Origin of the sequence: Cupriavidus sp. H18C1, from assembly GCF_049311595.1 — a bacterium.
Taxonomy (GTDB): Bacteria; Pseudomonadota; Gammaproteobacteria; order Burkholderiales; family Burkholderiaceae; genus Cupriavidus; species Cupriavidus cauae.
In genome coordinates this window covers 399,843-426,457 of the sequence record NZ_CP186009.1, presented here as the reverse complement: position 1 = coordinate 426,457, position 26,615 = coordinate 399,843, and the positions used below count along the sequence as shown (strand labels likewise).

13 protein-coding genes, 2 tRNA genes, 3 rRNA genes and 6 pseudogenes are annotated in these 26,615 nt (G+C 66.0%); 10 read left to right on the top strand and 14 right to left on the bottom strand.

Features of this window, described 5'->3' with window-relative positions:
* Window positions 1-18: 18 nt before the first annotated feature.
* Entirely contained in the window at window positions 19-909 is an 891-nt protein-coding gene (locus OJJOAM_RS17805) for a LysR family transcriptional regulator (RefSeq protein ID WP_226107009.1), read from the bottom strand.
* Window positions 910-1,064: 155 nt separating this feature from the next.
* On the opposite strand from OJJOAM_RS17805, the gene OJJOAM_RS17800 reads away from it, so the two are divergent.
* Together OJJOAM_RS17800 and OJJOAM_RS17795 are read left to right on the top strand one after the other, a co-directional pair.
* Window positions 1,065-1,730, top strand: a complete 666-nt coding sequence (locus OJJOAM_RS17800; RefSeq protein ID WP_422650586.1) for a glutathione S-transferase family protein — start codon at window positions 1,065-1,067, stop codon at window positions 1,728-1,730.
* 27 nt (window positions 1,731-1,757) lie between these two features.
* Window positions 1,758-2,810, top strand: a complete 1,053-nt coding sequence (locus OJJOAM_RS17795; protein ID WP_422650585.1) for a pyridoxamine 5'-phosphate oxidase family protein — start codon at window positions 1,758-1,760, stop codon at window positions 2,808-2,810.
* Window positions 2,811-2,821: 11 nt separating this feature from the next.
* Here OJJOAM_RS17795 and OJJOAM_RS17790 read toward each other — a convergent pair whose 3' ends face one another.
* From OJJOAM_RS17790 to OJJOAM_RS17740, 11 genes and pseudogenes are all read right to left on the bottom strand, one after another.
* Window positions 2,822-5,029 (bottom strand): TonB-dependent siderophore receptor, encoded by a 2,208-nt coding sequence (locus tag OJJOAM_RS17790; RefSeq protein ID WP_422650584.1) that lies wholly within the window; start codon window positions 5,027-5,029, stop codon window positions 2,822-2,824.
* Window positions 5,030-5,462: 433 nt separating this feature from the next.
* Window positions 5,463-6,173, bottom strand: coding sequence for a FecR family protein (locus OJJOAM_RS17785; RefSeq protein ID WP_422650948.1), 711 nt, complete (start codon window positions 6,171-6,173; stop codon window positions 5,463-5,465).
* A gap of 288 nt (window positions 6,174-6,461) precedes the next feature.
* A pseudogene (locus OJJOAM_RS17780) lies at window positions 6,462-6,569 on the bottom strand (hypothetical protein); the annotation flags it as partial.
* Complete coding sequence (locus OJJOAM_RS17775; protein WP_422650583.1) at window positions 6,566-7,138, bottom strand: sigma-70 family RNA polymerase sigma factor; 573 nt, start codon at window positions 7,136-7,138, stop codon at window positions 6,566-6,568. The pseudogene OJJOAM_RS17780 and the gene OJJOAM_RS17775, both read right to left, overlap by 4 nt.
* A 287-nt stretch (window positions 7,139-7,425) precedes the next feature.
* Window positions 7,426-8,876: pseudogene (locus tag OJJOAM_RS17770) on the bottom strand (amidohydrolase family protein).
* A gap of 33 nt (window positions 8,877-8,909) precedes the next feature.
* Window positions 8,910-9,635 (bottom strand): ABC transporter permease, encoded by a 726-nt coding sequence (locus OJJOAM_RS17765; RefSeq protein WP_422650947.1) that lies wholly within the window; start codon window positions 9,633-9,635, stop codon window positions 8,910-8,912.
* Between the two features lie 101 nt (window positions 9,636-9,736).
* Window positions 9,737-10,576 (bottom strand): ABC transporter ATP-binding protein, encoded by an 840-nt coding sequence (locus OJJOAM_RS17760; RefSeq protein WP_422650582.1) that lies wholly within the window; start codon window positions 10,574-10,576, stop codon window positions 9,737-9,739.
* Window positions 10,577-10,579: 3 nt separating this feature from the next.
* Window positions 10,580-11,617 (bottom strand): Rieske 2Fe-2S domain-containing protein, encoded by a 1,038-nt coding sequence (locus OJJOAM_RS17755; RefSeq protein ID WP_422650581.1) that lies wholly within the window; start codon window positions 11,615-11,617, stop codon window positions 10,580-10,582.
* 81 nt (window positions 11,618-11,698) lie between these two features.
* Window positions 11,699-12,772, bottom strand: a complete 1,074-nt coding sequence (locus tag OJJOAM_RS17750; protein WP_422650580.1) for an ABC transporter substrate-binding protein — start codon at window positions 12,770-12,772, stop codon at window positions 11,699-11,701.
* Window positions 12,773-13,187: 415 nt separating this feature from the next.
* Window positions 13,188-13,517 carry a hypothetical protein gene (locus OJJOAM_RS17745; RefSeq protein WP_422650579.1) on the bottom strand — a complete coding sequence of 110 codons (330 nt, stop codon included), beginning with the start codon at window positions 13,515-13,517 and terminating at the stop codon, window positions 13,188-13,190.
* 302 nt (window positions 13,518-13,819) lie between these two features.
* Window positions 13,820-15,427, bottom strand: a pseudogene (locus OJJOAM_RS17740) (exonuclease domain-containing protein).
* Window positions 15,428-16,008: 581 nt separating this feature from the next.
* Between OJJOAM_RS17740 and OJJOAM_RS17735 the strand changes: the two are divergent.
* The 8 genes and pseudogenes from OJJOAM_RS17735 (at window position 16,009) to OJJOAM_RS17700 (ending at window position 24,310) form a co-directional block, all read left to right on the top strand.
* Window positions 16,009-17,543 (top strand): 16S ribosomal RNA (locus tag OJJOAM_RS17735).
* A gap of 63 nt (window positions 17,544-17,606) precedes the next feature.
* Window positions 17,607-17,683 (top strand) — tRNA-Ile (locus OJJOAM_RS17730).
* A gap of 13 nt (window positions 17,684-17,696) precedes the next feature.
* Window positions 17,697-17,772, top strand: a tRNA-Ala gene (locus OJJOAM_RS17725).
* Window positions 17,773-18,092: 320 nt separating this feature from the next.
* Window positions 18,093-21,072 (top strand): 23S ribosomal RNA (locus tag OJJOAM_RS17720).
* A 112-nt stretch (window positions 21,073-21,184) separates the two neighbouring features.
* Window positions 21,185-21,298, top strand: a 5S ribosomal RNA gene (gene rrf, locus OJJOAM_RS17715).
* Together the 16S, 23S and 5S rRNA genes with 2 tRNA genes alongside form the textbook arrangement of a ribosomal RNA operon.
* Before the next feature lie 292 nt (window positions 21,299-21,590).
* A pseudogene (locus OJJOAM_RS17710) lies at window positions 21,591-21,920 on the top strand (GIY-YIG nuclease family protein); the annotation flags it as partial.
* 207 nt (window positions 21,921-22,127) lie between these two features.
* Window positions 22,128-23,603: a DegQ family serine endoprotease gene (locus tag OJJOAM_RS17705; protein ID WP_422650578.1), complete on the top strand. Its 1,476-nt coding sequence runs from the start codon at window positions 22,128-22,130 to the stop codon at window positions 23,601-23,603.
* Window positions 23,604-23,992: 389 nt separating this feature from the next.
* Complete coding sequence (locus OJJOAM_RS17700; RefSeq protein WP_149320172.1) at window positions 23,993-24,310, top strand: hypothetical protein; 318 nt, start codon at window positions 23,993-23,995, stop codon at window positions 24,308-24,310.
* Window positions 24,311-24,379: 69 nt separating this feature from the next.
* Here OJJOAM_RS17700 and OJJOAM_RS17695 read toward each other — a convergent pair.
* Both OJJOAM_RS17695 and OJJOAM_RS17690 read right to left on the bottom strand, forming a co-directional pair.
* A pseudogene (locus OJJOAM_RS17695) lies at window positions 24,380-25,872 on the bottom strand (MFS transporter).
* Between the two features lie 176 nt (window positions 25,873-26,048).
* Window positions 26,049-26,538: pseudogene (locus OJJOAM_RS17690) on the bottom strand (MarR family winged helix-turn-helix transcriptional regulator).
* Window positions 26,539-26,615: the final 77 nt, after the last annotated feature.

The following is a 26,615-nucleotide window of genomic DNA, read 5'->3' as shown; positions in this document are numbered from 1 at the left end:
CCGGCGGGATCGCAGCCACTACGGAAAGCGCGGCGCCAGATCGGCCTTGAGCCAGTCGATCAGCGCGCGCGTGCGCGCCGGCAGCATCCGCGCGTGCGGATAGAGCACCGACAGCGGCCACGGCGCCAGCTCGTAGTCCTCCAGCACGATGCGCAGCTTTTTCTCGGCGACCAGCGGCGCGACCTGGTACGACAGGAAGTGGCCGAAGCCGGCGCCGGCCGCGCAGGCCGCAACCGCCGGGGCGGTCTGGTTGAATTCGAGATTGCCGGTGACCGGCACCTGGAACACGCGGCCATCGTCCTGGAATGTCCACCAGTGCGGATTGCCATTGCTGAAGCGCAGGCACGGCTGCCGCGTCAGGTCCTCCGGATGGCGCGGCACGCCATGCTTGCGCAGGAAGGCCGGCGTGGCGACCACCACGCGGCGGATCCGGCCGACCGGCTGCGCGATCAGCGTCGAATCGCGCAGGGGCCCGATCCGCACGCCGACATCGACCCCTTCCTCGAGCAGGTCGACCACCCGATCGGCGAAGTTCAGCGAGCAATGCACCGCGGGATAGCGCTGCACGAAGCGCGTGACCGCGGGCGCCACATACATCTGGCCGAACAGCATCGGCGCGGTCACGGTCAGGTGGCCGGCGAGTTCGACCTGCCGCGTCGTCAGGCCGGCCTCGACCTCGTCGATGGTGGCCAGGATGCGGCGACAGCTGTCCAGGTAGCTGCGGCCGTCCTCCGTCAGCGCCAGCCGGCGCGTGGTGCGGTTCAGCAGGCGGACCTGCAGATGGGCCTCCAGCGCGGCCAGCGTTCGCACCACCGCCGGCAGCGAGGTGCCGAGGGAGGCCGCGGCGGCGGTCAGGCTACCCTTGTCGACGATCCGAACGAAAGTCTGCATCGCGCGAAGTTTGTCCATCGCGCGACATTACTCCATTTATCGGAGTAGTCAAATACATTCGGCGCGCTTTATTGCGGACCGGTCGCCGGCCACAATGCGGGCATTCACCAACCGCTTCAACGTCTTCAACCTCTTCGACCTCTACCGAACGCTTGCCGTCAATGGAGCCGACCATGTCCGCTGTCCCCACTGTCCCCACTGTCCCCACCTCCCCCTCGCATCCCGCCGCCCCGCTGGTCCTGTATCACGTGCCGCTGTCGGGCCATTGCCATCGCGTCCAGCTGCTGCTGTCGCTGCTCGACTTGCCCTACCGCTGCGAGCTGGTCGATGTCCGTGGCGGCGCGAACAAGGCCGAGCCCTTCCTGCGGCTCAATCCGTTCGGCCAGATCCCGGTGCTGGACGACAACGGCACCGTGATCGCCGACTCCAACGCGATCCTGGTCTATCTGGCGCTGCGCTACGACCACGAGGGCCGCTGGCTGCCGCGCGATCCGGTGCAGGCCGCGGCCGTGCAGCGCTGGCTGTCGGTGGCCGCTGGCGAGATCGCCTACGGCCCGGCGCGTGCGCGCATCGCCAAGCTGTTCGGCCGCGACCTGCCGGTGGACGACGCGCGGCACCAGGCCACCCGCCTGTTCGAGGTGATGGAGCCGCTGCTGGCGGCCGCGCCCTACCTCGCGGCCGACCATGCGACGCTGGCCGACGTGGCGGCGTACGCCTATATCGCGCGCGCCGAGGAGGGCGGCGTCAGCCTGGCGCCGTATCCCGCGATCCGCGCATGGCTCGCACGCGTCGAGGCGCTGCCACGCTTCGTGCCGATGCCCGTGGCCCAGGCCGCCTGAACCCACCTGCCATTGCGGAGCGCGATCATGGAACTGCCGACCTGGCCCTACGAGGGTTCTCCCTTCCACAGCGGCGAACGCCTGGCGCAGCAGCGCGCCGGCAAGCGCGAGCAGATGGAAGGGGTAGGGCGCCGCGTGGTGCGCGGCGAAATGCTGGAACAGCACCGGCTGTTCTACGCACAGCTGCCGTTCATGCTGGCCGGCGCGCGCACCGACGACGGCGGCGTCTGGGCGACCATGCTGGCCGGTGCGCCCGGCTTTGCGCACGCGCTGGATCCGCTGCAGCTGCGCATCGATGCGCTGCCGCTGCCCGGCGATCCGCTCGATGGCGCGCTGCGCGATGGCGCCGAGCTTGGCCTGCTCGGCATCGAATTGCCGACCCGCCGGCGCAATCGCCTCAATGGCGTGATCGCGGGGCGCGACGCGGGCGGCTTCACGGTGCAGGTGCGGCAGAGCTTCGGGAACTGTCCGCGCTATATCCAGCAGCGGGAGCTGTTGCCGGTGCACGCGCCCTCAGTGGACGCGGGTGTCGCCGAGCCGCAGGTACTGGACCGGCTCGACCACGAGGCGATCGCGCTGGTGCGGCGCGCCGACACGCTGTTCATCGCCTCGCATCACAGCGATCCGGAGGCACCGCACAGCGGCGGCGCCGATGTCTCGCATCGCGGCGGCAAGCCGGGCTTCGTGCGCGTGGATGGCGACGACACGCTGGTGATGCCCGACTTCAACGGCAATGCCTACTTCAACACGATCGGCAATCTGGTCGCGAGCCCGCGCGCCGGCCTGTTGTTCGTCGATTGGGAGACCGGCACGCTGCTGCATGTGGCGGTCCGCGCCGAGATCGTCTGGGAAGGGCCGGAGGTGCAGGCCTACGCGGGCGCCGAGCGGCTGGTGCGGATGCGGGTCGTGCAGGTGATCCGGCGCCCGCGCGTGCTGCCGCTGCGCGGCCGGCTCGTCAGCGTGTCGCCGGTGCTGGCGCAGACCGGCGAATGGCCGGGGAATGGATCCGCGAACCGGTCCGCGAACGGGTCCGCGAACGGGTCCGCGAACGGGTTCGCGACAGCGGCCGATCACCACTGATCACCCGCTGATCACCACTGATAGGTGAGCGTCGCCATCACGTTGCGCGCTTCGCCGTAGTAGCAGTTCAGCAGCCCGGCGCACGAGGACACGTAGGTCTTGTCGAACAGATTGGTGGCGGCGATGCGCAGTCCCGCGCCCTTCAGCGACGGGCTGATGCGGCTCAGGTCCAGGCGCATCATCAGGTCGACCAGCGTGTACGACGGCACCTTCAGCGAGTTCTCGTTGTCGGCCCAGCTGGTGCCGACATAGCGCACGCCGGCGCCGACGGTGAAGCCGGGGAACACCAGATAGTCGGCCCATACCGAGGCCATGTGCTGCGGCGCCTGGTACGGCGTGTTGCCGACCACGCCCTCGGGCGACTCGACGTAGCGCATATGCGTGTAGGTGTAGCTGGCCAGCAGCGAGAGCTTGTCGGTCACGCGCGAGCGCGCCTCCAGTTCGAGCCCGCGCGAGCGGACCTTGCCGGCCGGCTGGTAGTACGGGGTCGACAGCACGCGCGCCGCGACCTTGTCCTGCGTCAGGTCGTACAGCGAGGCCGACAGCAGCGTGCTGCTGCGTGGCGGCTGGTAGCGGACGCCGACCTCGACCTGCCGGCTCTCGGTCGGCGGCAGCAGGCTGCCGTCGCGGGCGGTGCTGCCGCTCGGGTTGAAGCCCTCGCTATAGCTGGCATAGGGCGCGATGCCGTTGTCGAACAGATAGACCAGGCCCGCGCGCTTGGTGAATTTCGAACCGTCCCATTCCGAGCGCGAGGCGGCGCCGAAACCGAGGTTCGAGACCTTGGCCATGTCGTGGCGCCCGCCCAGCACCAGGCGCCAGCGATCCCACGCGATCTGGTCCTGCAGATAGAGGCCGGTCTGCTCGAGCTTGCGGTCGATATTGGCGCGGAACAGGCCGGACAGGCCCGCATTGCCGTAGACCGGATCGAACGCGTCGATCGGCGCGGCGCCGCCCGATTCCCACCAGCCGTCGACATGGCGGTGCTGGTAGTCGACGCCGAACAGCAGCGTGTGCTTGAGCGGACCGGTATCGAATTGGCCTTGCAGCTGGTTGTCGACGATAAAGGCGTCCAGGCTCTCGTCCGCGCCCGAGTAGTAGCGCGTCAGCGTGTTGGGGCCGGCCCAGCCATAGCCATAGACCTGCTGCAGCGTGACGTCGGACGACAGGTAGCGGAAGTTCTGCCGGAACTGCCAGCGGTCGTTGAACGCGTGCTCGAACTGGTAGCCGACCATGCGTTGCGTGCGCGTGAAGTCGTTGTGGCCGGGCTCACCGTCGAAGAAGCTGCGCAGGATGCGGCGGCCGTTGTGTGCGGCGTTGATGGTCGCATCCGACGGAATCGCGCCGTGATAGCCGCCATGCGGGTCGCGCTGCAGATAGGCCTGCAGCAGCAGGCGCGTGTCCGGGCTGATGTTCAGCAGCAGCGACGGCGCGATGGCGAAGCGTTCTTCCTCGACATGGCGGTACTGCGTGTCCATCGAGCGGCCGATCGCGGTGATCCGGTAGGCGGCGACGCCGTTGTCGTCGATCGGGCCGGTCAGGTCGAAGCCGGCCTCGTAGCGGTTGCGGTTGCCCACCGTGACCTGGGCCTCGCCGGCGCGCTCGAACTGGGGCCGCTTGCTGGTCAGCGCCACCACGCCGCCGGGCGAGGCGCGTCCGTACAGCACCGAGGCGGGACCGCGAATCACGTCGATCCGCTCGAGGAAATACGGATCGACCTGCATCGAGCTGTAGCTGCCGGGATCGCCCAGCACCTTCAGGCCGTCGAGCAGCGAGTTGTCGACGCTGCTGTCGATGAAGCCGCGCAGCGCGACGTAGTCGTAGCGGTTGGTCGCGCCGACCAGCGCGGTGAAGGCGCCCGGCGTGTAGTTCAGCGCCTCGGACACGCTGCGCGGCTTCTGGTCGTCCAGCTGCTGGCGCGTGACCACGGAGATCGACTGCGGCGTCTCGGCGAGCGGCGTGTCGGTCTTGGTGCCGGCGGCGCTGCGCCTGGCGACGAAGCCGACGCCGGGGCTCAGCGCGGTTTCCTGGCTGCCGGTGACGGTCACCGCCGGCAGCATCGCGGCATCGGCCGGGGCGGCGCTGGCCTGCGGCGCCGGCGTGGCGGCCGGCACGAGCAGATAGCCGGCCGGCGTCCTGCCGATCGCGTAGCCGCTGCCGCGCAGCAGCACGCCGAAGCCCTCGTCGACCCCGTAGCGGCCGCGCAGGCCCTGCGTGCGCAAGCCCGCAGCTTGTCGGCGTCGACCGTGATGGCGACGCCGGCCTGCTGCGCATAGCGCGTCAGCGCCTCGGCCAGCGGGCCGGCGGGGATGTCGTACTGGGCCGGCGCTGGTCTTGGCGTTGGCGTTGGCGTCGGTGTTGGCGTCTGCTGCGGCGTCTGCGCGTGGACGTGCGCGGGCAGCGCCATGGCGCTCGCCAGCGCGGCGCCCACGGCAAGGTGCACCGTCAGCTGGACGGCCAGGGCGCGCGGATGCAAGCGAGGCCGCGCGGGCTCGGATTGGGTGTGGCTCATGATTTCGCGGTTTCCGTGCTTTTGTTGTTCTTGTGTTTGACGGATGAGGCAGGGAAGTCGGAACCGGAAGCAGGTGCGGCGACGGTGTTCTGCCTCCCCCCTTTTGCAGGGGGCGAGGGAGAACACCATCGCGGCGCGTCGACTTACTGCGCGGCCGGCGCGTCCACCCACACCAGGTACGGCGTCAACTGCCGCACCCGCACCGCGGGCAGCGCATTGGCCAGCAATTGCAGCGCCTGCTCGGTATCGTCCAGCGGCAGTACCGCGAACACCCGCACGTCGGCGATCTGCTTGCGGTCATAGCCGATCCAGCCGGGGCGATGCCGATTCAGCGCGTCCAGCAGCTCGGGCAGGGGCTGCCCGCGCGCGATCAGCTGGTGGCGTTGCCACGCCTGCTCGATGCTGTTGGCATCGACCCGTTCGATCGGCCCGAGGCCGGCCGCCGTCACCGCGACGCGTTCGCCGGCCGACACCACCGCCTGGCGCGGCTCGCTGTGCGCGCCGGTGGCGCGGGCCCGGACCTTCGACTCCAGCATCGTCAGCACGGTCCGGCCATCGTCGCGGTCGACGCTGAAGCGCGTGCCGAGCGCCTCGATATCGGCCTGCGCGGTGCGGACCACGAAGGGCCGTGCCGGATCGCGCGCGACGTCGATCAGCACCTCGCCGCGGATCAGCTCGATCAGGCGGCGCCCCTCGTCGTAGCGCAGGTCCACCGCGCTGCCGCTGTTCAGCGTCAGGCGGCTGCCGTCGGGCAGCGTGTGGGTTTGCCATTGTCCGGTGCCGGTACGCAGATCGGCCAGCAGATAGGCCGGCGGCCACGCGTGCAGCGACAGCGCGAGGACGGCGGTCGTCACCAGCGCGGCCGCCAGGGCGCCGAGATGGCGTGGCGCACGGCGGCGGCGCGACGGTTTACCGTCGCGCATGCCGTCGTGCGGTCCATCATGCGGTCCGTCATGTCGTCGGTCATCTCGTCCGACATGCCGCCCATCATGCCGCCCGTCGTCGAAGGCGGCGCGCAACGCGGCGCGGGCGGGGCGGGCATCGCCGCCGGCGTGCTCGCGCAGGCCTTGCAGGCGCTCGAGCAGCGATTCCACGCGAGCGGCCGCGCGTGCGTGCCGCGGGTCGGCGGCCTTCCAGCGTGCGAACTCGATCTGGGCGATGGCGCGCTGCTGGGGATCGTCGGCGGTCAGCCGGGCAACCCAGTCGGCGGCCTGCGCGACCGGGTCGTCGTCCTCAAGGCGCGCGGTCATCGCGCGCGCGACGCTGCAGGGGTGACGCCGTGATCGGTCTCCATCGCACCGGCGTCGTCATCCGCCAACGCGCAATGCGCCAGCGCCTGCACCAGGTATTTATGGATCATCCGTGTCGACACGCCCAGATGCGCGGCGATGCTGGCATGCGTCTGCCCGTCGAGGTAGTGCATCAGGAAGGCCTCGCGCGGCTTCGGCGGCAGGCCGTCGAGCGCGGCGCTGATCTGCGCCAGCGCCTGCAGCGCGGCCACGGTCTGCTCCGGCGACGGAAAGCCTTCCAGCGAGGCCGCGGCCTGTTCCAGCTCGGCCAGATAGGCCTGCTCGAGCTTGTGCCGCCGCGCGCGATCGATGATCAGCCGCTTCGCGGTGGTGGTCAGATACGCGCGCGGCTCGCGGACGCCGGCCAGCGCATCGCGCGAGGCCAGGATCCGCACGAAGGTGTCGTGCGCCACGTCGGCCGCGTCGTGCGGGCAGGACAGCTTCTTGCGCAACCAGCCGAACAGCCACGAATGATGGTCGCTGTACAGGGCATCGATCGGCGGCGACGGCAGGGACTCGGCGGCGGACATGGGGGCTCCGGCCATGGCGCGGGTCCAGGTCCGGTGAGTGCTAGGAAATGAGAACGATTCGCATTTTATGAATGTGGGTCGGGTTTGGCAACGGTTATCGGCGGGTGATCGGCGGGTGATCGGCGGGCGATCGGCGGGCGATCGGCGGATGGCCGTCCGCCCGCTCCATCGCGCGCTGGGTGCCAGCTAGCGGGGCGAAGATCGTCTGCGCACCGGGCAGACCATCGCGTCCGACGGCAAGCCCCTCGGTTTTCTCCTGTCTCGATCCGGTGCCCTTATCGATGCCCTCATGTCCCGGAGGCCTCGCACGCGTGCTTTTTCAGCCGACGCACCGCCTCGCGGGCTTGCGCCCCCCAGTTCCGCGAGATCCACGCCCGGAATCGCATCGTGTTCGGCCACCACGCGGCCGGCCACGATCAGCGCGCGCAGCGCCGGGCGGCCGCCGCTGGCGACCGGCGCGATGGCCGGGTCGTGCAGGCCGAAACAGCGCGGATCGTCGAGCCGGTAGATCGCCAGATCGGCGGCCATGCCCGGCCGCAGCGCGCCGACCGCGTCGAGACCGAGCACGGCGGCGCCGCCGGCCGTGCCCCAACGCACCACGTCCTCGATGCTCGCGGCATCCGCCCCGCCTTCGAAGCGTCCGCCCTCGAACACCGGACGTGCCGCGTGGCCGCGCCGCGCCCGTTGCAGCAGCCAGGCGGCGTGAGCCTCGCTGATCATGTCGGCGGCCTCGTTCGACGCGGCGCCATCGACACCGAGCGAGACCGGCACGCCGGCCGCCTCCAGCGCCGGCAGATCCGCGATGCCGCTGCCGAGCCGGCCATTGCTCTGAGGACAATGCGCGATGCCGGTCTTCGTTGCGCCCAGCATGCGGATCTCGTCGCGGTCCAGCTTGACCAGATGGGCGAACCAGACGTCGGGGCCGAGCCATTCGACCTCGGCGCAGAAGCCGACCGGCGTGGCGCCGTGCATCGCGCGGGCGGCGTTCTGGTACTCGACGGTCTCGGACAGATGGCTGTGCAGCCGGATGCCGAGCCGCCGTGCCGTGCGGGCACAGGTCCGCAGTTCGTCGGGCGCCATCGAGTACAGCGGCGTGGTCGGCGCCATCACGACGCGCCGCATCGCGTCGGCGGCGCCGTCGTGATAGCGCGCGGTCAGGCGTTCGCAATCGGCGAGGAAGGCGTCCAGGGTCTCCGGGCGCAGCGCCTGCGGCAGCTCGCTTTCAAGCTGGCGCGTGCGGGTCGCGCCGCCGCGGCACAGCACGAAGCGCAGGCCCAGCGCCTGCGCTTCCTCGAACAGGATGGCCGAGCTGTCGAGCGGCATGCCCGGGTAGTACAGATAGTTGTGATCGGCGACCGTGCCGCAGCCGCTGCGCAGCAGTTCGATCAGGCCGATGCGGGCCGCCAGGCGGAAGGTCGCCTCGTCGAAGGCCGCGCGAAAGCGGTACGGCGTGGCGCCGAGCCAGGGTGTCAGCGTCAGGTTCAGTCCGGCCGGATCGCCCTTGAGCAGCGACTGAAACAGGTGGTGGTGCGTATTGACCCAGGCGGGATAGACCACGCAGTCGGTGGCGTCGATCACGGTGTCGCCGGGGGAGCGGCGGCAGCGTGCCGATCGATTCGATGCTGCCGCCGCGCAGGCGGATGTCCGGTCCGGGATGGCGCGCCGCATCGCCGGCGAGTCCGGTCAGGATCGCGGTGGCGTTGCGGATCAGCAGGGTCGGTTCGGTGTTTGCCGCCATGCGGCCGATCTCGATGGAAGGGGGAGGCTTCGCTCATGCCAGCTCGCTTTCATGCCAATGGGACAGCGCCAGACGCGACAGCATCACCATCGCGCCGAACAGCAGCACGCCGGTCACCGTGATCAGCACCAGCGCGGCGAACAGGCGCGGGATATTCAGCGCGAAGCCCGCCTGCAGGATCTGGTAGGCCAGCCCCGCCCCGGTGCCGCCGGTGCCGGCGACGAACTCCGCGACCACCGCGCCGATCAGCGCCAGCCCGCAGGAAATCCGCAGGCCGCCGAAGAAATACGGCAGCGCGCTCGGTATCCGCAGCCGGCGCAGCGTGTCCCAGCGCGTGGCGCGGTTGATGCGGAACAGGTTCAGCAGCCCCGGATTGACGCTGCGCAGGCCGAGCACGGTGTTCGAGATGATCGGGAAGATCGCGACCATGGTGGCGCAGATCACCAGCGCCAGCGTGGGCTCCTTGACCCAGATGATGATCAGCGGCGCGATGGCGACGACGGGCGTGACCTGCAGCAGGATGGCGTAGGGAAACAGGCTCGCCTCGATCAGCCGGCTCTGGACGAACACGAAGGCGGCCGCGGTGCCGAGCACGACGGCCAGCGCGAACGCCAGCATCGTGATGCGCAGCGTCACCCAGAGCGAGCCGGACAGCAGCGCCCAGTCCTCGACCAGCGTGCGGGCGATCGCCGACGGCGTGGGGACCAGATAGGGCGGCACGTCGAGCCAGACGCAGACGGCCTGCCAGGCGAGCAGCATCAGCGCGCCGACGGCCAGCGGCGCGGCGATGCGCTGCACGGCGGGACGGGACAGCAGGGGGGGATGCCATGATCGGACTCCTTCGAGGCGCGTTGGCGCGGCTATGCGGGATCGGCCGGCGCGGCGCCGGTATTGGCCTGCGCCAGCAGCGCCGACAGCCGCGCGCAGTGCTGCATGAAGTCGGGCGAGACGCGGTAGGCCTCGTCGCGGACCGCGGGACCGTCGATCGCCACATCGGCGATCACGCGGCCCGGCCGCGCCGCCATCACCACCACGCGGCTCGACAGATAGACCGCCTCGTAGATGCTGTGCGTGACGAACACCACGGTCAGGCCGCGCTCGGCCCACAGCGACCGCAGATCGGCGTCTAGCCGGTTGCGCGTGAATTCGTCGAGCGCGCCGAAGGGCTCGTCCATCAGCAGCAGGTCCGGCTCCGTCGCCAGCGCCCGCGCGATCGACACGCGCATCTGCATGCCGCCGGACAGCTCGCGCGGATAGACCTGGCCGAACTGCGCGAGTCCGACCAGTGCCAGCGCCCGCCGCACCCGTTCGTCGGCCTGCTCGCGCGGCATGCGCGCGAGATCGAGCGGCAGCCGTACGTTGTCGGCGACCTTCGCCCAAGGCATCAGCGTGGCCTCCTGGAACACCATCGCCAGCGTGCGGCGCGCGCCGTCGGCGGCAGCGGGCCTGGCGCCCGGCAACGCGCCTTCGCCCCACCAGCGCAGATGGCCGGCCGAGGGCGCTTCCAGCCCGGCGAACAGCTTCAGCAGCGTGCTCTTGCCGCAGCCGGACGGGCCCAGCAGCGAGACGAATTCGCCGGGCCGGATCGACAGCTTGACGCGCTCGAGCGCCACGGTGCCGTTGGGATAGGTCTTCTCGACCTGGTTGGCGAACAGGATCGGCGCCTCGAAGGCGCGAGTATCGCGCGGGTCCGCGAACATGGTTCAGCCGCCGACGACGGGCACGCGGAACACTTCCTTCTCGCCGTGCCGCTCCAGCAGATCCAGCAGCATCCTGCGCATCAGCAGGCCGGGCTTGTCCGACTCCATATGGAACTCGACGCGGCGGCGCGTATCGATGCAGGCGTCGTAGTCCGTGGCCTCGAGGATTTCGCGGTCTTCGGCGACGATCGGCGCGTCCCAGGCGATCAGCTCCTCGGTCGAGCAATCCTCCTCGCGATCGTTGCGGTACAGCCATTGCGACAGCATCACCGTGCCGTCGTCGATCGGCGTCGCGCAGTTGTAGATGATGTGATGGCGTCCGCTGGCCGGATAGATGCAGCCGAAGCGGCGCGTGAAGGGCATGTCCCAGCGGTTGAACATATGCCGGTAGGTGATCGGCTCGGTGGTGCCGGTCACGCGATGGCCCGCTTCGATATTGCGGATCGGCACCAGCGTCTCGGCCTCGAAGCCCCAGTCGCGCTGCGTCAGCTCATATTTCTCCGGCCTGGGCTGGTCGGCGATGCCGAAGTTGGCGCGATGGACGAAGCTGAAGTGCGAGTTGTCGAAGGCGTTCTCCATCACGCGCAGCGGGCTCGTGTTCCATCTCTCGTAGTACTGCAGGATGCGGCGATAGGCGGGGTCGCCTTCTTCGGGGAAGTCGGGAATCGGCTGCAGCGGATCGTCCAGCGCGACCCACACGTAGCCGTACTTCTCCTGCGCGCGATAGGCCGGCACGCGGGCGCCCGCGGGTACCCGGTTGTCGGGCGCCTGCGGAATCCGCACGCAGGCGCCGGTGCAGTCGTACTCCCAGCCGTGATAGCCGCAGACGATATCGCCGCGTTCGTTGACCCAGCCCTTGGACAGCTTCGCGGTGCGGTGGCAGCAGCGGTCGCGCAGCGCGGCCAGCGAACCGTCGGGGCGTTTCCACAGCACCAGGTTTTCGCCGAGCAGCGTGAAGGGCTTGGGGCCGTCGTCGAGCATCGAGACCGGCATCAGCGCGTACCAGAAGCGGCGCAGCACGGGTTGTCGGGTGACCAGCATGATGAATCCTCGGAATGCGTAGGGAAGACGCGCGATGGCGCCGGGTTTGAATGTGCGGTGGCCAGTGGCGGGCTTGCGCGCTCAGGGCATGACCTTCAGGTCCCTGACGAACTGCGTGGTGTAGGCCTGCTTCCAGTCGGTCTCGGCCTTCAGCAGCCCCGCGCCGACCATGAAGTCGCGCGTCTTCTGCCAGCGCGCGTCGGTCATCACGCCGATGCCATGGCGCGCCGCGTCGCCGCCGTCGACCAGCCGGAATTCCTTGAGCTTGGCCAGGCCCCAGGCGAGCTGGTCGTCCTTCATGTTGGGGTTGTCCCGCTTGATCAGCGCGTTGGCCGCGGCCGGGTTGGCAAGATAGCTTTTCCAGCCTTCCATCGACGCGCGCACGAAGCGTGCGACCAGATCGGGCTTGTCCTTGACGGTCTTCTGCATCGTCACGATGGTGGTGCCGTAGGGCGGATAGCCATCGTTGGCGAACAGGAAGAAGCGCGTCTTGACGCCGGCCTTTTCCGCGGCGAACACCTCCGAGGAGGCGTAGGCCTGCTGCGCGGTGTTGCGGTCGGCGAAGAAGGGCTGCAGGTTGAACGTGTAGACGCGCGATTGGGCCTCGTCGAGCTGGTATTTGGCCTTCAGCCATGGCCACCAGGTGGTGCGGCCCGAGGTGGAGACCAGCACGGTGCGGGTCTTCAGATCGGCCAGGCCATTGACGTCGTCGTGCGTCATCATCCCTTGCAGATCGCTCTGGAACGAGGCGCCGACCGTGGTCACCGGCACGCCCTGCTCGATGCTCTTGAGCACCTGCAGGTCGTAGCCCATCAGGAAGTCGGCCTGGCCGCTGGTCAGGATCTGCATGCCGTTGACCTGCGGCCCGCCCATGCGGATGGTCACGTCGAGGCCGTGTTTCTTGTAGATGCCCTCGGCCACGGCCTGGTAGAAGCCGCCGTGCTCGGCCTGCGCATACCAGGAGGTCAGGAAGGTCACCTTGTCGGCGGCGAAGGCGGTCAGCGGTGCGATGGCCAGTGCGGCGGCGGCCGTGACGGCCGCCGCCGCGAATGCGCCGGCAAGCAGGCGCTTGCGCGGGCGGTGCGGGACGATGGCCGATGCGGGCTCGGCCGCGAGCGAAGGAGCGAGCGAGGGAGCGAGGTGCGACGTGTTCATGGGGTCTGTGGTGTCGTGTCGTCGTCGAAGGGAAGGGCGAAGCCGGGCCGCACCGGCGCTTACGGCGGGCGCGGCACGGCCAGGCGAGGGGACGGGAAGGAATGGCAGGTACGGGACATCGTGTGCGCTCTCTCTCGTTCGCGGCCGGGGCGGCCGGGTTCAACACGCGGCGCGCGCATGGCGCTGCCGGTGACGACCGGTGGTCGTGAGAGCAATGTCCCGCGCCGGGGCATCGGCCTGCGATGGCGATGCGTCGGCGCTAACCGCTTCTACTCGAACGGGAATATCGCAAGAGGCATGCCACGCGCGATCGGCACCCGCGGGGGGCATGGGCGGGGCTCGATGCGCCAATTGAGAGCGCCAGGGCTGGAATCGCATCGCGGCTTTGGTGCAGCGTGATGCGATCCGGTGCGGCTCAAGCTTTGGACTTGCGATTGAGCAGCGCGGCGCAGCGGCCGAAGGCGGTGGTCAGGCAGCAGGTGTCGCCGCTCCAGTCGCCGCCGCGGACGATGCCATCGGCGCCGGCAATCAGCCGGCGCTGGCAGCGGCCGATCGTGGCGGGCGCCGGGTCGGTCGGCGCGCGCGCTTCGCGGGGTCCGCTGCCGGGCGCCTGCGCGCGCGGGAATTCGTCGACCCAGACGTAGGCGTTGCCATTGGCCAGAGGCTGCACGGAGGCCGGCGGGCCCCATTGGGTCCTGGCCTGATCGATCGGGGTCCCGCGCCACGAGTCGACGATCGACTGCATCGCGCCGGTCTGCGGGCTGGCGCAGCCGAACAGCGACGCGGCGGCAAGGGCCGTGGCCGCGGCTGGGGCTGTCGCTTTCGCTCTCCCTTTCGCTTTCGCAAGGCGCTCGGGCCAGCGCGAGGCCGGTGTGTGGGCCCGGGATGAAGCGCGAATCGAAGGCATGGCGGCTCCGCTGCGGCTGTTCCGTTACGAGGCAGGCTATGCGACCTGGCGCGCATTGCCAAGGCGGCAGTGTGCGGCGGCGTACAGACGATCGACTCCTTGACTATCTCGGTCGGTGCGCGTGGATGGCTGGTGGTTGCTCAGAACTCGAATAGCGGCAGCGGCGTCTGCGCGGCGGGTATGCGCCTGGGCCGTGCCGGTCCGGCGGCGCTGTCTCGTCGCGCGGCGACGATCGGCTCGCACGGGCGCAGTTCGAAGGTGAACGGACGTGGCAGCACGGTGGCCTCCGCAAGCAGCCGCTCGCGGTGCGGCGCCAGGATCTGATAGCTGTCCAGGTCGAAGCGGGCCGGCTCGCCCAGCAGCGTCTGCGCATCGTCCAGCGAAGCCACCGAACCGAGATAGCACCAGTTCTCGATGACGTGCCATTGGGCGCGCGCGTGGTCCTGCTCGCGCCAGGCGATCGGGCCGGCGAACGGCCACGGCGCGATCGCCAGCGGACGAAGCGCGTCGGCCAGGCGCTCCCGATGGGCGCGCAGCGGCTCCGCGCCGACGCAGGCGCCGGCGCATCGATGGAGCTGGCGCGCGAAACACGGGGTCCCGATCCGAGCCCGCTGCTCCAGCGTCAGCGTGGCCTGGCAGAGGCCGTGCTGTTCGGCGAGTTCGCGCAGGCGGGCGTACGCGCCCGCGCGGCTGGCGCTGACGGCAAACAGGCCGCGATGCCGGCTGAAGTCGGTATCGCGGTCCGAACGCAGGCGCGGCACCATCAGGCCGTCGGGCAGTTCCCACGCGAACAGCGGCCCCTTGCGCCGCAACAGCGTGTTGTGCACGGGCTCCAGTTGCTTGACCAGCAGCGCCTCCTGCAGCAGCGCGCCGATCTCCCCCGCCGGTCTCGCGCCATTCGACGCGCCGCACCGCGCGCGACAGCCGCAGGTCCTTGCCGTAGCGATAGTCGCCAGAGAAATGCGCGCCGATCCGCTGGCGCAGGTTGACGCTCTTGCCGACGTAGAGCGGCGCGTCGTTGTCGCCGTGGAACAGATAGACGCCGGGCGCCTGGGGGGACGTCGTCGAGCGCGGTCTCTTCCAGGCCCGCCGGCAGGCTCGCGCGCTTGACCAGCGAGGCGATCGCCGATTCGACCAGCTCGACTGAATAGAGTCCGTGCACCTGTTGCCAGAACTGCCACAACAGCTCGGCGTCGGCGAGGGCGCGGTGCCGGCCTTTCGGCTGCAGGCCGAAGCGTGCGATCAGCGCGTCGAGCCCGTGGCGCTCCACCGAGGGGAACAGCGCGCGCGACAGGCGGACGGTACAGAGCACGTCCGCGCGGAAGGTAATGCCGGCGCGGGTGAACGATTGCTTCAGGAAGCCGTAGTCGAAGCGGGCATTGTGGGCGACGAACAGCTTGCCCTGCAGCCGCTCCGCCAGGCTCTCGGCCAATGACTCGAAGGTCGGCTGCCCCCCGCACCATCTCCTCGGTGATGCCGGTCATGCGCTGGATGAAGGGCGGGATCGCGCAGCCGGGGTCCAGCAGCGTGTCCCATTCGGTCACGCCGTCCGGGCCGACCTCGACCACGCCGATCTCGGTAATGCGGTCGCGCTGCGCGTCCGTGCCGGTCGTTTCCAGATCGACGAAGACGATGGGCCGGGCCAGGGCGGCCGCCAGGGTGACGGCGTCGAGCTGGCGCGGCGCGTCCGCGGGCAGGCGCTCCGCTAGATAAGTAGGCTGGTCGTGGTGGCTGGGCGGGTTCGGCATCCAGCGATTCTAAGCGCCGCGATGGCGTTGGGATCGGATTGATCGATCGGTGGCGCCTGATTGATTCCATTGCTGGCGCTTGATTGATCCCATCCCTGGCACCCCATCGATTCGAGGAGTGATTGATGCGGCTTGTGAAGCGGGATCGCGGGGTCTGGAAAAAGCGCTTGCCATGGCTGTCACGCTCCCTTAATATTCGCCCCCCTCGCAGCCGAACGGCGGCGGGGTTGGCAGGGAAGGCGAAGGCGCTGCGGTGCTGGAGCCGCAGCAAAAAAGTGCTGACAACCTGTTGACGAGAAGCGAAATGTTCTGCATAATCTCGTTTCTCTGCTGCTGACAACGCAGCGACGCGAACGGCAAAGCCGGCCGCGCAGTTCTTTAACAAACGAACAACCGATAAGTGTGGGCGCTCGATAGCGGCAGTCACAGCCGATTCTTTGGGGTCGGCGACAGCTCAAAAGTTATCAAGTGCTCGCACAGCAAAACGTGGCTTCATCGGCGTCAAGACGATGGAGTCAGTCAGTTTTCTGAGAGTGAGCGACCGCTCGAAAGAGCGAGATCCTTCGGGATCACAAGGATTTGAACTGAAGAGTTTGATCCTGGCTCAGATTGAACGCTGGCGGCATGCCTTACACATGCAAGTCGAACGGCAGCGCGGGCTTCGGCCTGGCGGCGAGTGGCGAACGGGTGAGTAATACATCGGAACGTGCCCTGTTGTGGGGGATAACTAGTCGAAAGATTAGCTAATACCGCATACGACCTGAGGGTGAAAGCGGGGGACCGTAAGGCCTCGCGCAATAGGAGCGGCCGATGTCTGATTAGCTAGTTGGTGGGGTAAAGGCCTACCAAGGCGACGATCAGTAGCTGGTCTGAGAGGACGATCAGCCACACTGGGACTGAGACACGGCCCAGACTCCTACGGGAGGCAGCAGTGGGGAATTTTGGACAATGGGGGCAACCCTGATCCAGCAATGCCGCGTGTGTGAAGAAGGCCTTCGGGTTGTAAAGCACTTTTGTCCGGAAAGAAATCGCGCTGGCTAATACCTGGCGTGGATGACGGTACCGGAAGAATAAGCACCGGCTAACTACGTGCCAGCAGCCGCGGTAATACGTAGGGTGCGAGCGTTAATCGGAATTACTGGGCGTAAAGCGTGCGCAGGCGGTTTTGTAAGACAGGCGTGAAATCCCCGGGCTCAACCTGGGAATGGCGCTTGTGACTGCAAGGCTAGAGTGCGTCAGAGGGGGGGTAGAATTCCACGTGTAGCAGTGAAATGCGTAGAGATGTGGAGGAATACCGATGGCGAAGGCAGCCCCCTGGGACGAGACTGACGCTCATGCACGAAAGCGTGGGGAGCAAACAGGATTAGATACCCTGGTAGTCCACGCCCTAAACGATGTCAACTAGTTGTTGGGGATTCATTTCCTCAGTAACGTAGCTAACGCGTGAAGTTGACCGCCTGGGGGAGTACGGTCGCAAGATTAAAACTCAAAGGAATTGACGGGGACCCGCACAAGCGGTGGATGATGTGGATTAATTCGATGCAACGCGAAAAACCTTACCTACCCTTGACATGCCACTAACGAAGCAGAGATGCATTAGGTGCCCGAAAGGGAAAGTGGACACAGGTGCTGCATGGCTGTCGTCAGCTCGTGTCGTGAGATGTTGGGTTAAGTCCCGCAACGAGCGCAACCCTTGTCTCTAGTTGCTACGCAAGGGCACTCTAGAGAGACTGCCGGTGACAAACCGGAGGAAGGTGGGGATGACGTCAAGTCCTCATGGCCCTTATGGGTAGGGCTTCACACGTCATACAATGGTGCGTACAGAGGGTTGCCAACCCGCGAGGGGGGAGCTAATCCCAGAAAACGCATCGTAGTCCGGATCGTAGTCTGCAACTCGACTACGTGAAGCTGGAATCGCTAGTAATCGCGGATCAGCATGCCGCGGTGAATACGTTCCCGGGTCTTGTACACACCGCCCGTCACACCATGGGAGTGGGTTTTGCCAGAAGTAGTTAGCCTAACCGCAAGGAGGGCGATTACCACGGCAGGGTTCATGACTGGGGTGAAGTCGTAACAAGGTAGCCGTATCGGAAGGTGCGGCTGGATCACCTCCTTTCCGAGCACGACTTGCTCAAGTCGAGCGTTCACACTTATCGGTTGGTTCGAGTGTTACAGCCAAGGGTCTGTAGCTCAGGTGGTTAGAGCACCGTCTTGATAAGGCGGGGGTCGTAGGTTCAAGTCCTACCAGACCCACCAGTCTTAGATGAGGGGGGGATTAGCTCAGCTGGGAGAGCACCTGCTTTGCAAGCAGGGGGTCGTCGGTTCGATCCCGTCATCCTCCACCACCCGCCTGACAGCAAGCATTGCTGTCGGTGCGAGCAAGACCGGGCAGTTGTCAAAGGCAAGCGCTTCGCATGAGCGTTTGCCTTTGGCATTGGCCAAGACGATGTGCGCATGCACGTTGGCTGTTCTTTAACAAAATGGGATGTAGTAAAGGTGTCGCGACGCGTTGATGAGGCGCGTGGACGATCGAGACTGATCGCGCGATACCGGGTTGTGATTGTATCAACCAAAGTATTTAAGTGATCGAAAGATGACTTGGAATACGGCACAAATGCGAGAACTCAACCTGTAGCGGGGCGCGTCGTAGACGCACTCGTTATAGGGTCAAGCGAACAAGTGCATGTGGTGGATGCCTTGGCGATCACAGGCGATGAAGGACGCGGTAGCCTGCGAAAAGCTTCGGGGAGCTGGCAAACGAGCTTTGATCCGGAGATGTCCGAATGGGGGAAACCCGGCCCGTATGGGTCATCCCACACTGAATCCATAGGTGTGGGAAGCGAACGCGGCGAACTGAAACATCTAAGTAGCTGCAGGAACAGAAATCAACCGAGATTCCCAAAGTAGTGGCGAACGAAATGGGATGAGCCTTGTACTTTTTAGCAGTGTGGTTAGCAAAACGGGATGGAAAGCCCGGCCATAGCAGGTGATAGCCCTGTATGCGAAAACCGCGTTGTGGAACTAGGGGTACGACAAGTAGGGCGGGACACGTGAAATCCTGTCTGAAGATGGGGGGACCATCCTCCAAGGCTAAATACTCGTGATCGACCGATAGTGAACCAGTACCGTGAGGGAAAGGCGAAAAGAACCCCGGGAGGGGGAGTGAAATAGATCCTGAAACCGCATGCATACAAACAGTCGGAGCCTGGAAACGGGTGACGGCGTACCTTTTGTATAATGGGTCAGCGACTTACATTCAGTGGCAAGCTTAACCGGTTAGGGAAGGCGTAGCGAAAGCGAGTCCGAATAGGGCGATTGAGTCGCTGGGTGTAGACCCGAAACCAGACGATCTATCCATGGCCAGGTTGAAGGTGCGGTAACACGTACTGGAGGACCGAACCCACTAACGTTGAAAAGTTAGGGGGATGAGCTGTGGATAGGGGTGAAAGGCTAAACAAGTCTGGAAATAGCTGGTTCTCTCCGAAAACTATTTAGGTAGTGCCTCGTGTCTCACCTTCGGGGGTAGAGCACTGTCATGGTTGGGGGGTCTATTGCTGATTACCCCGCCATAGCAAACTCCGAATACCGAAGAGTGCAATCACGGGAGACAGACATCGGGTGCTAACGTCCGGTGTCAAGAGGGAAACAACCCAGACCGCCAGCTAAGGTCCCCAAGATTGGCTAAGTGGGAAACGAAGTGGGAAGGCTAAAACAGTCAGGAGGTTGGCTTAGAAGCAGCCACCCTTTAAAGAAAGCGTAATAGCTCACTGATCGAGTCGTCCTGCGCGGAAGATGTAACGGGGCTAAGCCAGTCACCGAAGCTGCGGACGCGTGCGCTCCTTTAAGTGCACCAAGCTTGTCGATGCGTAGCATCGACAAAGCACCCAACAATGATCGTTGTGGTGTGAATGCTAGTGGATTTAAAGGAGCGCACGCGTGGTAGGAGAGCGTTCCGTAAGCCTGTGAAGGTGTCTTGTAAAGGATGCTGGAGGTATCGGAAGTGCGAATGCTGACATGAGTAGCGATAAAGGGGGTGAAAGGCCCCCCTCGCCGTAAGCCCAAGGTTTCCTACGCAACGTTCATCGGCGTAGGGTGAGTCGGCCCCTAAGGCGAGGCAGAGATGCGTAGCTGATGGGAAGCAGGTTAATATTCCTGCACCGTCGTATGATGCGATGGGGGGGACGGATCGCGGAAGGTTGTCCGGGTGTTGGAAGTCCCGGTCCCTGCATTGGAGAAGGCGCTTTGGCAAATCCGGGCGCGGAATTCAAGGATGTGGGGCGAGCGGCCTAGTGCTGCGAAGCAATCGGAAGGGGTCCCAAGAAAAGCCTCTAAGCTTCAGTCATACGAGACCGTACCGCAAACCGACACAGGTGGGCGAGATGAGTATTCTAAGGCGCTTGAGAGAACTCGGGAGAAGGAACTCGGCAAATTGGTACCGTAACTTCGGGATAAGGTACGCCCTGGTAGCTTGACTGGCCTGCGCCAGAAGGGTGACGGGGTTGCAATAAAATGGTGGCTGCGACTGTTTAATAAAAACACAGCACTCTGCAAACACGAAAGTGGACGTATAGGGTGTGACGCCTGCCCGGTGCCGGAAGATTAAATGATGGGGTGCAAGCTCTTGATTGAAGTCCCGGTAAACGGCGGCCGTAACTATAACGGTCCTAAGGTAGCGAAATTCCTTGTCGGGTAAGTTCCGACCTGCACGAATGGCGTAACGATGGCCACACTGTCTCCTCCCGAGACTCAGCGAAGTTGAAGTGTTTGTGATGATGCAATCTCCCCGCGGCTAGACGGAAAGACCCCATGAACCTTTACTGCAGCTTTGCATTGGACTTTGAACCGATCTGTGTAGGATAGGTGGGAGGCTTTGAAGCGAGGACGCCAGTTCTCGTGGAGCCGTCCTTGAAATACCACCCTGGTTTGTTTGAGGTTCTAACCTAGGCCCGTGAATCCGGGTCGGGGACAGTGCATGGTAGGCAGTTTGACTGGGGCGGTCTCCTCCCAAAGTGTAACGGAGGAGTTCGAAGGTACGCTTGGTACGGTCGGACATCGTACCTAAAGTGCAATGGCAAAAGCGTGCTTAACTGCGAGACCGACAAGTCGAGCAGGTGCGAAAGCAGGACATAGTGATCCGGTGGTTCTGAATGGAAGGGCCATCGCTCAACGGATAAAAGGTACTCTGGGGATAACAGGCTGATACCGCCCAAGAGTTCATATCGACGGCGGTGTTTGGCACCTCGATGTCGGCTCATCTCATCCTGGGGCTGTAGCCGGTCCCAAGGGTATGGCTGTTCGCCATTTAAAGAGGTACGTGAGCTGGGTTTAAAACGTCGTGAGACAGTTTGGTCCCTATCTGCCGTGGGCGTTGGAATCTTGACGGGGGCTGCTCCTAGTACGAGAGGACCGGAGTGGACGTACCGCTGGTGTACCTGTTGTCTCGCCAGAGGCATCGCAGGGTAGCTATGTACGGAAGAGATAACCGCTGAAAGCATCTAAGCGGGAAACTCGCCTGAAGATGAGGATTCCCTGGAGCCTCGAGCTCCTTGAAGGGTCGTTCAAGACCAGGACGTTGATAGGCTGGGTGTGGAAGCGCAGTAATGCGTTAAGCTAACCAGTACTAATTGCCCGTAAGGCTTGATCCTATAACCAGTGCGTTTAAATCCGCTGGTGTTGCCGCACACGTGCCATACAGCACAACCCGACGCTACATCCCAATACGCCAGATTGGCCCAGCCAGTCCGGCAACCCTTTATGCCTGGTGACCATAGCAAGTCGGAACCACCCCTTCCCATCCCGAACAGGACCGTGAAACGACTTCGCGCCGATGATAGTGCGGACTACCCGTGTGAAAGTAGGTCATCGCCAGGCTCTCCATCCCCAAGACACCCCAGATCTCCCAAGGTCTGGGGTGTTTTGCTTTGTGGCGGCGGGAATGGTCACAATGCCGGCAGCACGGCAGCACGGCAGCACGGCAGCACGGCAGCACGGCAGCACGGCAGCACGGCAGCACGGCAGCACGGCAGCACGGCAGCACGGCCAGCAGTACACAGTACAGCAGTACAGCAGTACCGCAGCACAGCAGTTCAGAGCGCTTTCCTCATTACCGCAAGTGCCGCACAATGCCGGCTTCGCGGCCGCGCCCTCCCTCTCTGATTCCAAAGTGACCACCCCATCCGACCATTCCTGGTACTTGTACCTGCTCGAATGCGCCGATGGCAGCCTCTATACCGGCATCACCACCGATGTCGCCCGCCGCTTCGCCCAGCATCAGGCCGGCACTGGCGCCCGCTACACGCGCTCGCGTAAACCCATTGCGATCGCCGCCCAGTTGCGCTGTGCCGACCGGGCGGAAGCATCCCGGCTGGAAGCGCTGGTCAAGCGCCTGCATGCCGCCCGCAAACGGGAGCTATGCGAGATGCTGGCCCAAGCCGAGATGCCGGCCTTGCTGGCGTGGCTACGCGAGGGCGGTCGCCGATCCGACGCCGCGGCGTTGCCCTCGAAGTCCTGAATCAATCCTCAATCGAAGCGGCGTGGCGCAGTCAACGGTCCCGGTGGTGACAAACCGGCCACCGATCCCGCCGACCCGGCCATCGCTTTCCGGCTATCGCTTTCCTTCCCTTAAGGCTAGTTTAAGTCTCGCCCCCTAGCATGTCCTCGTCGCGCCCACCTTGGGCGCCGAACCAACGAGGAGAACTAGATGATTCGCCGAACCGTTGCTCGTACGGCCGTCGCCATTGCTGCCCTGGGCGTGTTGGCAGGCGGCTACAACTATCTCCAGAAGGAAGCGGTGTCATCGAGCTATGCCGCGCCGACCCCGGTGACCGCGCAGGTCGGCGCCGCTCCCGCACGCGCGATGGCAACACCGACCGACTTCTCCGGCATCGTCGACCGCTACGGTCCCGCCGTCGTCAATATCAGCGTGACCGCACGCGCCCAGCGCACTGCGGCGCAGATGCCGCCGGGCATGGATCCCGACGATCCAATGTTCCAGTTCTTCAAGCGCTTCGGCATCCCGTTCCCGTACGGACCGCAGCCGGACCAGCCGCAGCTGGCGCGTGGCCTGGGCTCGGGCTTTATCGTCAGCCAGGACGGCATGATCCTGACCAACGCGCACGTCGTCGACGGCGCGCAGGAGGTCGTCGTCAAGCTGACCGACCGCCGCGAGTTCAAGGCCAAGGTGCTTGGCGTCGACAAGCAGACCGACATCGCGGTGATCAAGATCGACGCCAAGGATCTGCCGACCGTGCAGCTGGGCGATCCCTCGCAGGTGCGCGTCGGCGAGCCGGTGGTGGCGATCGGTTCGCCGTACGGTTTCGAGAACACCGTGACCGCCGGCATCGTCAGCGCGAAGTCGCGTGCGCTGCCGGACGATACCTATGTCCCGTTCATCCAGACCGACGTCGCGGTCAACCCCGGCAACTCGGGCGGTCCGCTGTTCAACCAACGCGGCGAAGTGATCGGCATCAATTCGCAGATCTACAGCCGGACCGGCGGCTATCAGGGCCTGTCGTTCGCGATCCCGATCGACGTGGCCACCAAGGTTCAGCAGCAGCTGGTCGCGCACGGCAAGGTGACGCGCGGACGCCTGGGCATCGGCGTGCAGGAGGTTAACCAAGCCCTGGCGCAGTCGTTCGGTTTGCCCAAGCCGGCGGGCGCGCTGGTCAACACGGTCGAGCCCGACGGCCCCGCCGCAAAGGCCGGACTGAAGCCTGGCGACGTGATCGTGCAGATCGGCGACGACACGGTGGATCGCTCCACCGACCTGCCGGAGCACGTGGCCGACCTGAAGCCGGGTACCGAAACGAAGCTGAAGGTCGTGCGCGAGGGCAAGCCCGTCACGCTGACCGTCAAGGTCGGCGCGGCCAACGAGCAGACCGTCGCGCAGAAGAGCGATGGCGCCGAGTCCGGCGGCAAGCTCGGGCTTGCGGTGCGCCCGCTGTCGCCCGCCGAGCAGCGCGAGAGCGGCATCGCCGGGGGCCTGGTGGTGGAAGGCGCGTCGGGCCCTGCGGCACGCGTGGGCATTCAGGCCGGCGACGTGATCCTTGCCTTCAACGGTACGCCGATCAAGTCCGTCGAGCAATTGCGCACGATGGTGTCGAAGGCCGGCAAGGAGGTCGCATTGCTGGTGCAGCGTGACGACACGCAGCTCTTCGTGCCGATCGAATTGGGCTGATCGAGTCGAGCAAATTGCGCTGACCAAAATGAACTGACCAAATTGCGCTGATCGAGGCGTGCAAAGGCGTCGCGAACGGGCATCGACAAGCCCGGGCGCGACGCCTTTTTTGTCGGCGCGCTGTGACCTTTCGATGTGCACGGCGAGGGAGACCCGTCGGTATACGGGCAGGTATACGCCCACGTATACGACCCCGTATACCTGCCGTGGGCACGCGCCCACGTATACGGCAGGTATACGGTACCGTACCCACCCGGAAATCGTTGCCCAGAGCGGTTTTCCGGGCTGCATAGCCACACAGGAACGCAATCACGGCGTATCATCACGACTGCGATGCATGACGAGGCATCGGTGCCATCGTCTTGTGGACTCGATCGAAAAGGAAGTCTATGCAGTTGGATCTCACGCGTGCATCTACGGTGACGGCGAACGACCGGGCGCGGCGCATGCCGCGCGCGACGCCGTCGCCCCGTCGTCGCAAGAAGGTAGAGGTCACCTACTGGGAGCGCGGCTATCGTTCCCACTACTACCGCAACGAGCGCGGCGACAAGCTGGGCGAAGTACATCTGTCCGAGCGCGGCGAAGTCCCCGTGGTCTATCGCTGGGCGGCCGGCAACTATTCGGGTGCCGAAGGTTCGCTGGCGCACGCGCGCATGCGCGTCGAAGAGACCGTGGGCTTCGGCATGCGGCAGCTGCCGCTGTTCTGACGACGGCAACGCCGCCGGGCAAGACCTTCATCTCGACCGCAGCCTCTGCTGCGGTCCCACGCGGCGCGCTCAATCGAGCCGCCGCTGCCACAGCATCGCCGCCGCCGCGCACAGCGCCAGCAGCGCGATCCAGCGATACAGATCCTCGCAAGCCATCAGCCTGGCCTGTTGATCGACCAGCCGCGCCAGCCATGCCAGCGTGAACCGATGCGCGTGCGCGGCGTCGAGCCCGCGCGCGGCCAACGTGCCTTCCATCGCGCGCATCCATTGCTCGGTCTGCTCCGGCCGATTGCCGAGCGCATCGACAATGCCCTGGTGGACCGCGAACTGCCGGTTCTGCAGCAGGATCGCGCCGAGCGCGGAGGCGAACGAGCTGGCGATCTGCCGCATCAGGTTCTTGCTGCGATAGCCGTGCGCAAAATCCTCGGCCGATAGCGGGCGAAACGTCAGACCCGCGATCGGGATGATCACCATCACGCCGAACAGGCCCTTGCCGACCAGACCCCACGCGAGCGCGCCGACATCGGCATCGGGCGGCAAGCGCGAGAACCACCACGCGGCGCCGGCCATCACCAGCAGACCCGCGGTCATCAGCGGCTTCTTGCGCGGCAGGCGCGAAGCGCTCTTCAGATAGATGGCAATACCCACGAGACTGACCGCCGCAGAGAACGTGTTGAGCCAGCCGGTCGTCTGCAGCGGCAGTCCGAGCCCCTGTTCGGCATAGATCGGAAACAGGTAGCCGCTCAGGTTGTTGATCAGGTAGTAGACGAAATACATCGCCAGGCCGGTCAGATAAACCGGATGGCGCAGATTGCGCAGCGCCAGCAGCGGCTTGCCGTGATGCCACTGGTGCCAAAGGAACAGCGCCAGCAGCGCGGCGCCGCCGGCGGCGAGCGCGGCGAGCCGCAACGGGTGCGACAGCACATCGAAGCGCGCCTCGCTCAACGCGGCCTGCAGCGCGACGATGGCGACGCCGAACAGCAGCAGCGGGCCGATCGCGGGCGCTTCCGCGGCAGCGGCGGAGGGCTCGGCATCCGGCAACAAGCACCATGCCGCGACGGCGGCCAGCGCGGCAAAGGGCAGCACGCCGTAGAACACGTCCTGCCAGACGCCATGCTCGATCAGCGCGGCGGCGAAGGCCGGGGCCAGCGCCGAGGCGCCGAAGATGCCCAGCATGAAGATGCGCAAGGCGCGCGGCCGGTCGGCGGCGGAAAACATCAGATTGACGAGGATGCGGCAGCTGGTAAAACAGCGCACCGCCGCCGAGGCCTTGCAGCAGGCGCGCCGCGCCGAGCTGCGCCACCGAATGGCTGGCCGCGGCGGCCAGCGCGCCGGCAATGAACAGCAGCAGCGCGCCGGTCAGATAACGGCGATAGCCGAAGCGCTGCGCCAGCCAAGGCTGCTTCAGGATCGTCAGCATGCTGCCGACCGCGAAGGCGGCCTGCACCAGCGCGAAGCTGCGGGGGATCGCCGTCGATGCCGCCGACGATATGGCTGGCGGCGAAGACGAACATGATGTTCTCGAGGAATTCGACCGCGGTGGCCAATGCCAGCAGCAGCATCAGCAGCGTCTGGCGTTGGCGGTGGCCGAGCAGTTGCGGTTGCAGCCCGAGCCCCAGCCCCAATCGCTGCGGCAGCCGCAGCCGTAGTAGTACCCGTAATCGCAGCCGGAGCCCCAGCCGCCACCACATCCGTCCGCGACGCAGCCGCGTGGACCCGCGCGGCAGGGCCTGCGCGCTCATGATTCCAGCGTGTCCAGATGCTGGTGCAGCTTGGCGAGCGCGCGCGTCGCCCCGGCCAGTCCCGTCTCGCCCAAGGGGGCCCCACGCTTCCCCGTACGCCGCGTGCACGACCGGCGCGGCGCGCTCGACCAGGCCGCGCCCGGCCGCGGTCAGCCGCAGTTCCAGGCTGCGCCGGTCCTGCGTCGACGCGCGCCGGCGCAGCAAGCCGCGCGCTTCGAGTCCGTCGAGCAGCCGCGTCATCTGCGTACGGGTCGCATCCAGCGTGGTACTCAGCTCCGACGGCATGCTCGGCTGGCCTTCGTCGGCGGCCAGCATGCTCAGGCACAGGTACTGCGACATGTCGAGATCGAAGGGAGCGAGGGCCTGGTCGATATGCGCGCGCAGCAGCCGTGCCGTGCGCATCAGCAGCCGCGAGGCCATGATCAGGTCGCGCGGCGCCTCGGGATGGGCAGCGCAGAAGCGGTCGATGCGGTCTTCGAAGGACATGGTGCGATCCCCGGATATGGTTACAAACGCAATTATATCGAATGATATCAATCCTCGCCCTGACGACCCCGATCCCA

Excerpts from the sequence above, each read along its gene's own strand:
- OJJOAM_RS17805 (WP_226107009.1), bottom strand. The coding sequence starts at position 909 with ATGGACAAACTTCGCGCGATGCAGACTTTCGTTCGGATCGTCGACAAG.
- OJJOAM_RS17800 (WP_422650586.1), top strand. The coding sequence starts at position 1,065 with ATGTCCGCTGTCCCCACTGTCCCCACTGTCCCCACCTCCCCCTCGCAT.
- OJJOAM_RS17795 (WP_422650585.1), top strand. The coding sequence starts at position 1,758 with ATGGAACTGCCGACCTGGCCCTACGAGGGTTCTCCCTTCCACAGCGGC.
- OJJOAM_RS17775 (WP_422650583.1), bottom strand. The coding sequence starts at position 7,138 with ATGTCCGCCGCCGAGTCCCTGCCGTCGCCGCCGATCGATGCCCTGTAC.
- OJJOAM_RS17765 (WP_422650947.1), bottom strand. The coding sequence starts at position 9,635 with ATGCTGCTCGCCTGGCAGGCCGTCTGCGTCTGGCTCGACGTGCCGCCC.
- OJJOAM_RS17760 (WP_422650582.1), bottom strand. The coding sequence starts at position 10,576 with ATGTTCGCGGACCCGCGCGATACTCGCGCCTTCGAGGCGCCGATCCTG.
- OJJOAM_RS17755 (WP_422650581.1), bottom strand. The coding sequence starts at position 11,617 with ATGCTGGTCACCCGACAACCCGTGCTGCGCCGCTTCTGGTACGCGCTG.
- OJJOAM_RS17750 (WP_422650580.1), bottom strand. The coding sequence starts at position 12,772 with ATGAACACGTCGCACCTCGCTCCCTCGCTCGCTCCTTCGCTCGCGGCC.
- OJJOAM_RS17745 (WP_422650579.1), bottom strand. The coding sequence starts at position 13,517 with ATGCAGTCGATCGTCGACTCGTGGCGCGGGACCCCGATCGATCAGGCC.
- OJJOAM_RS17705 (WP_422650578.1), top strand. The coding sequence starts at position 22,128 with ATGATTCGCCGAACCGTTGCTCGTACGGCCGTCGCCATTGCTGCCCTG.
- OJJOAM_RS17700 (WP_149320172.1), top strand. The coding sequence starts at position 23,993 with ATGCAGTTGGATCTCACGCGTGCATCTACGGTGACGGCGAACGACCGG.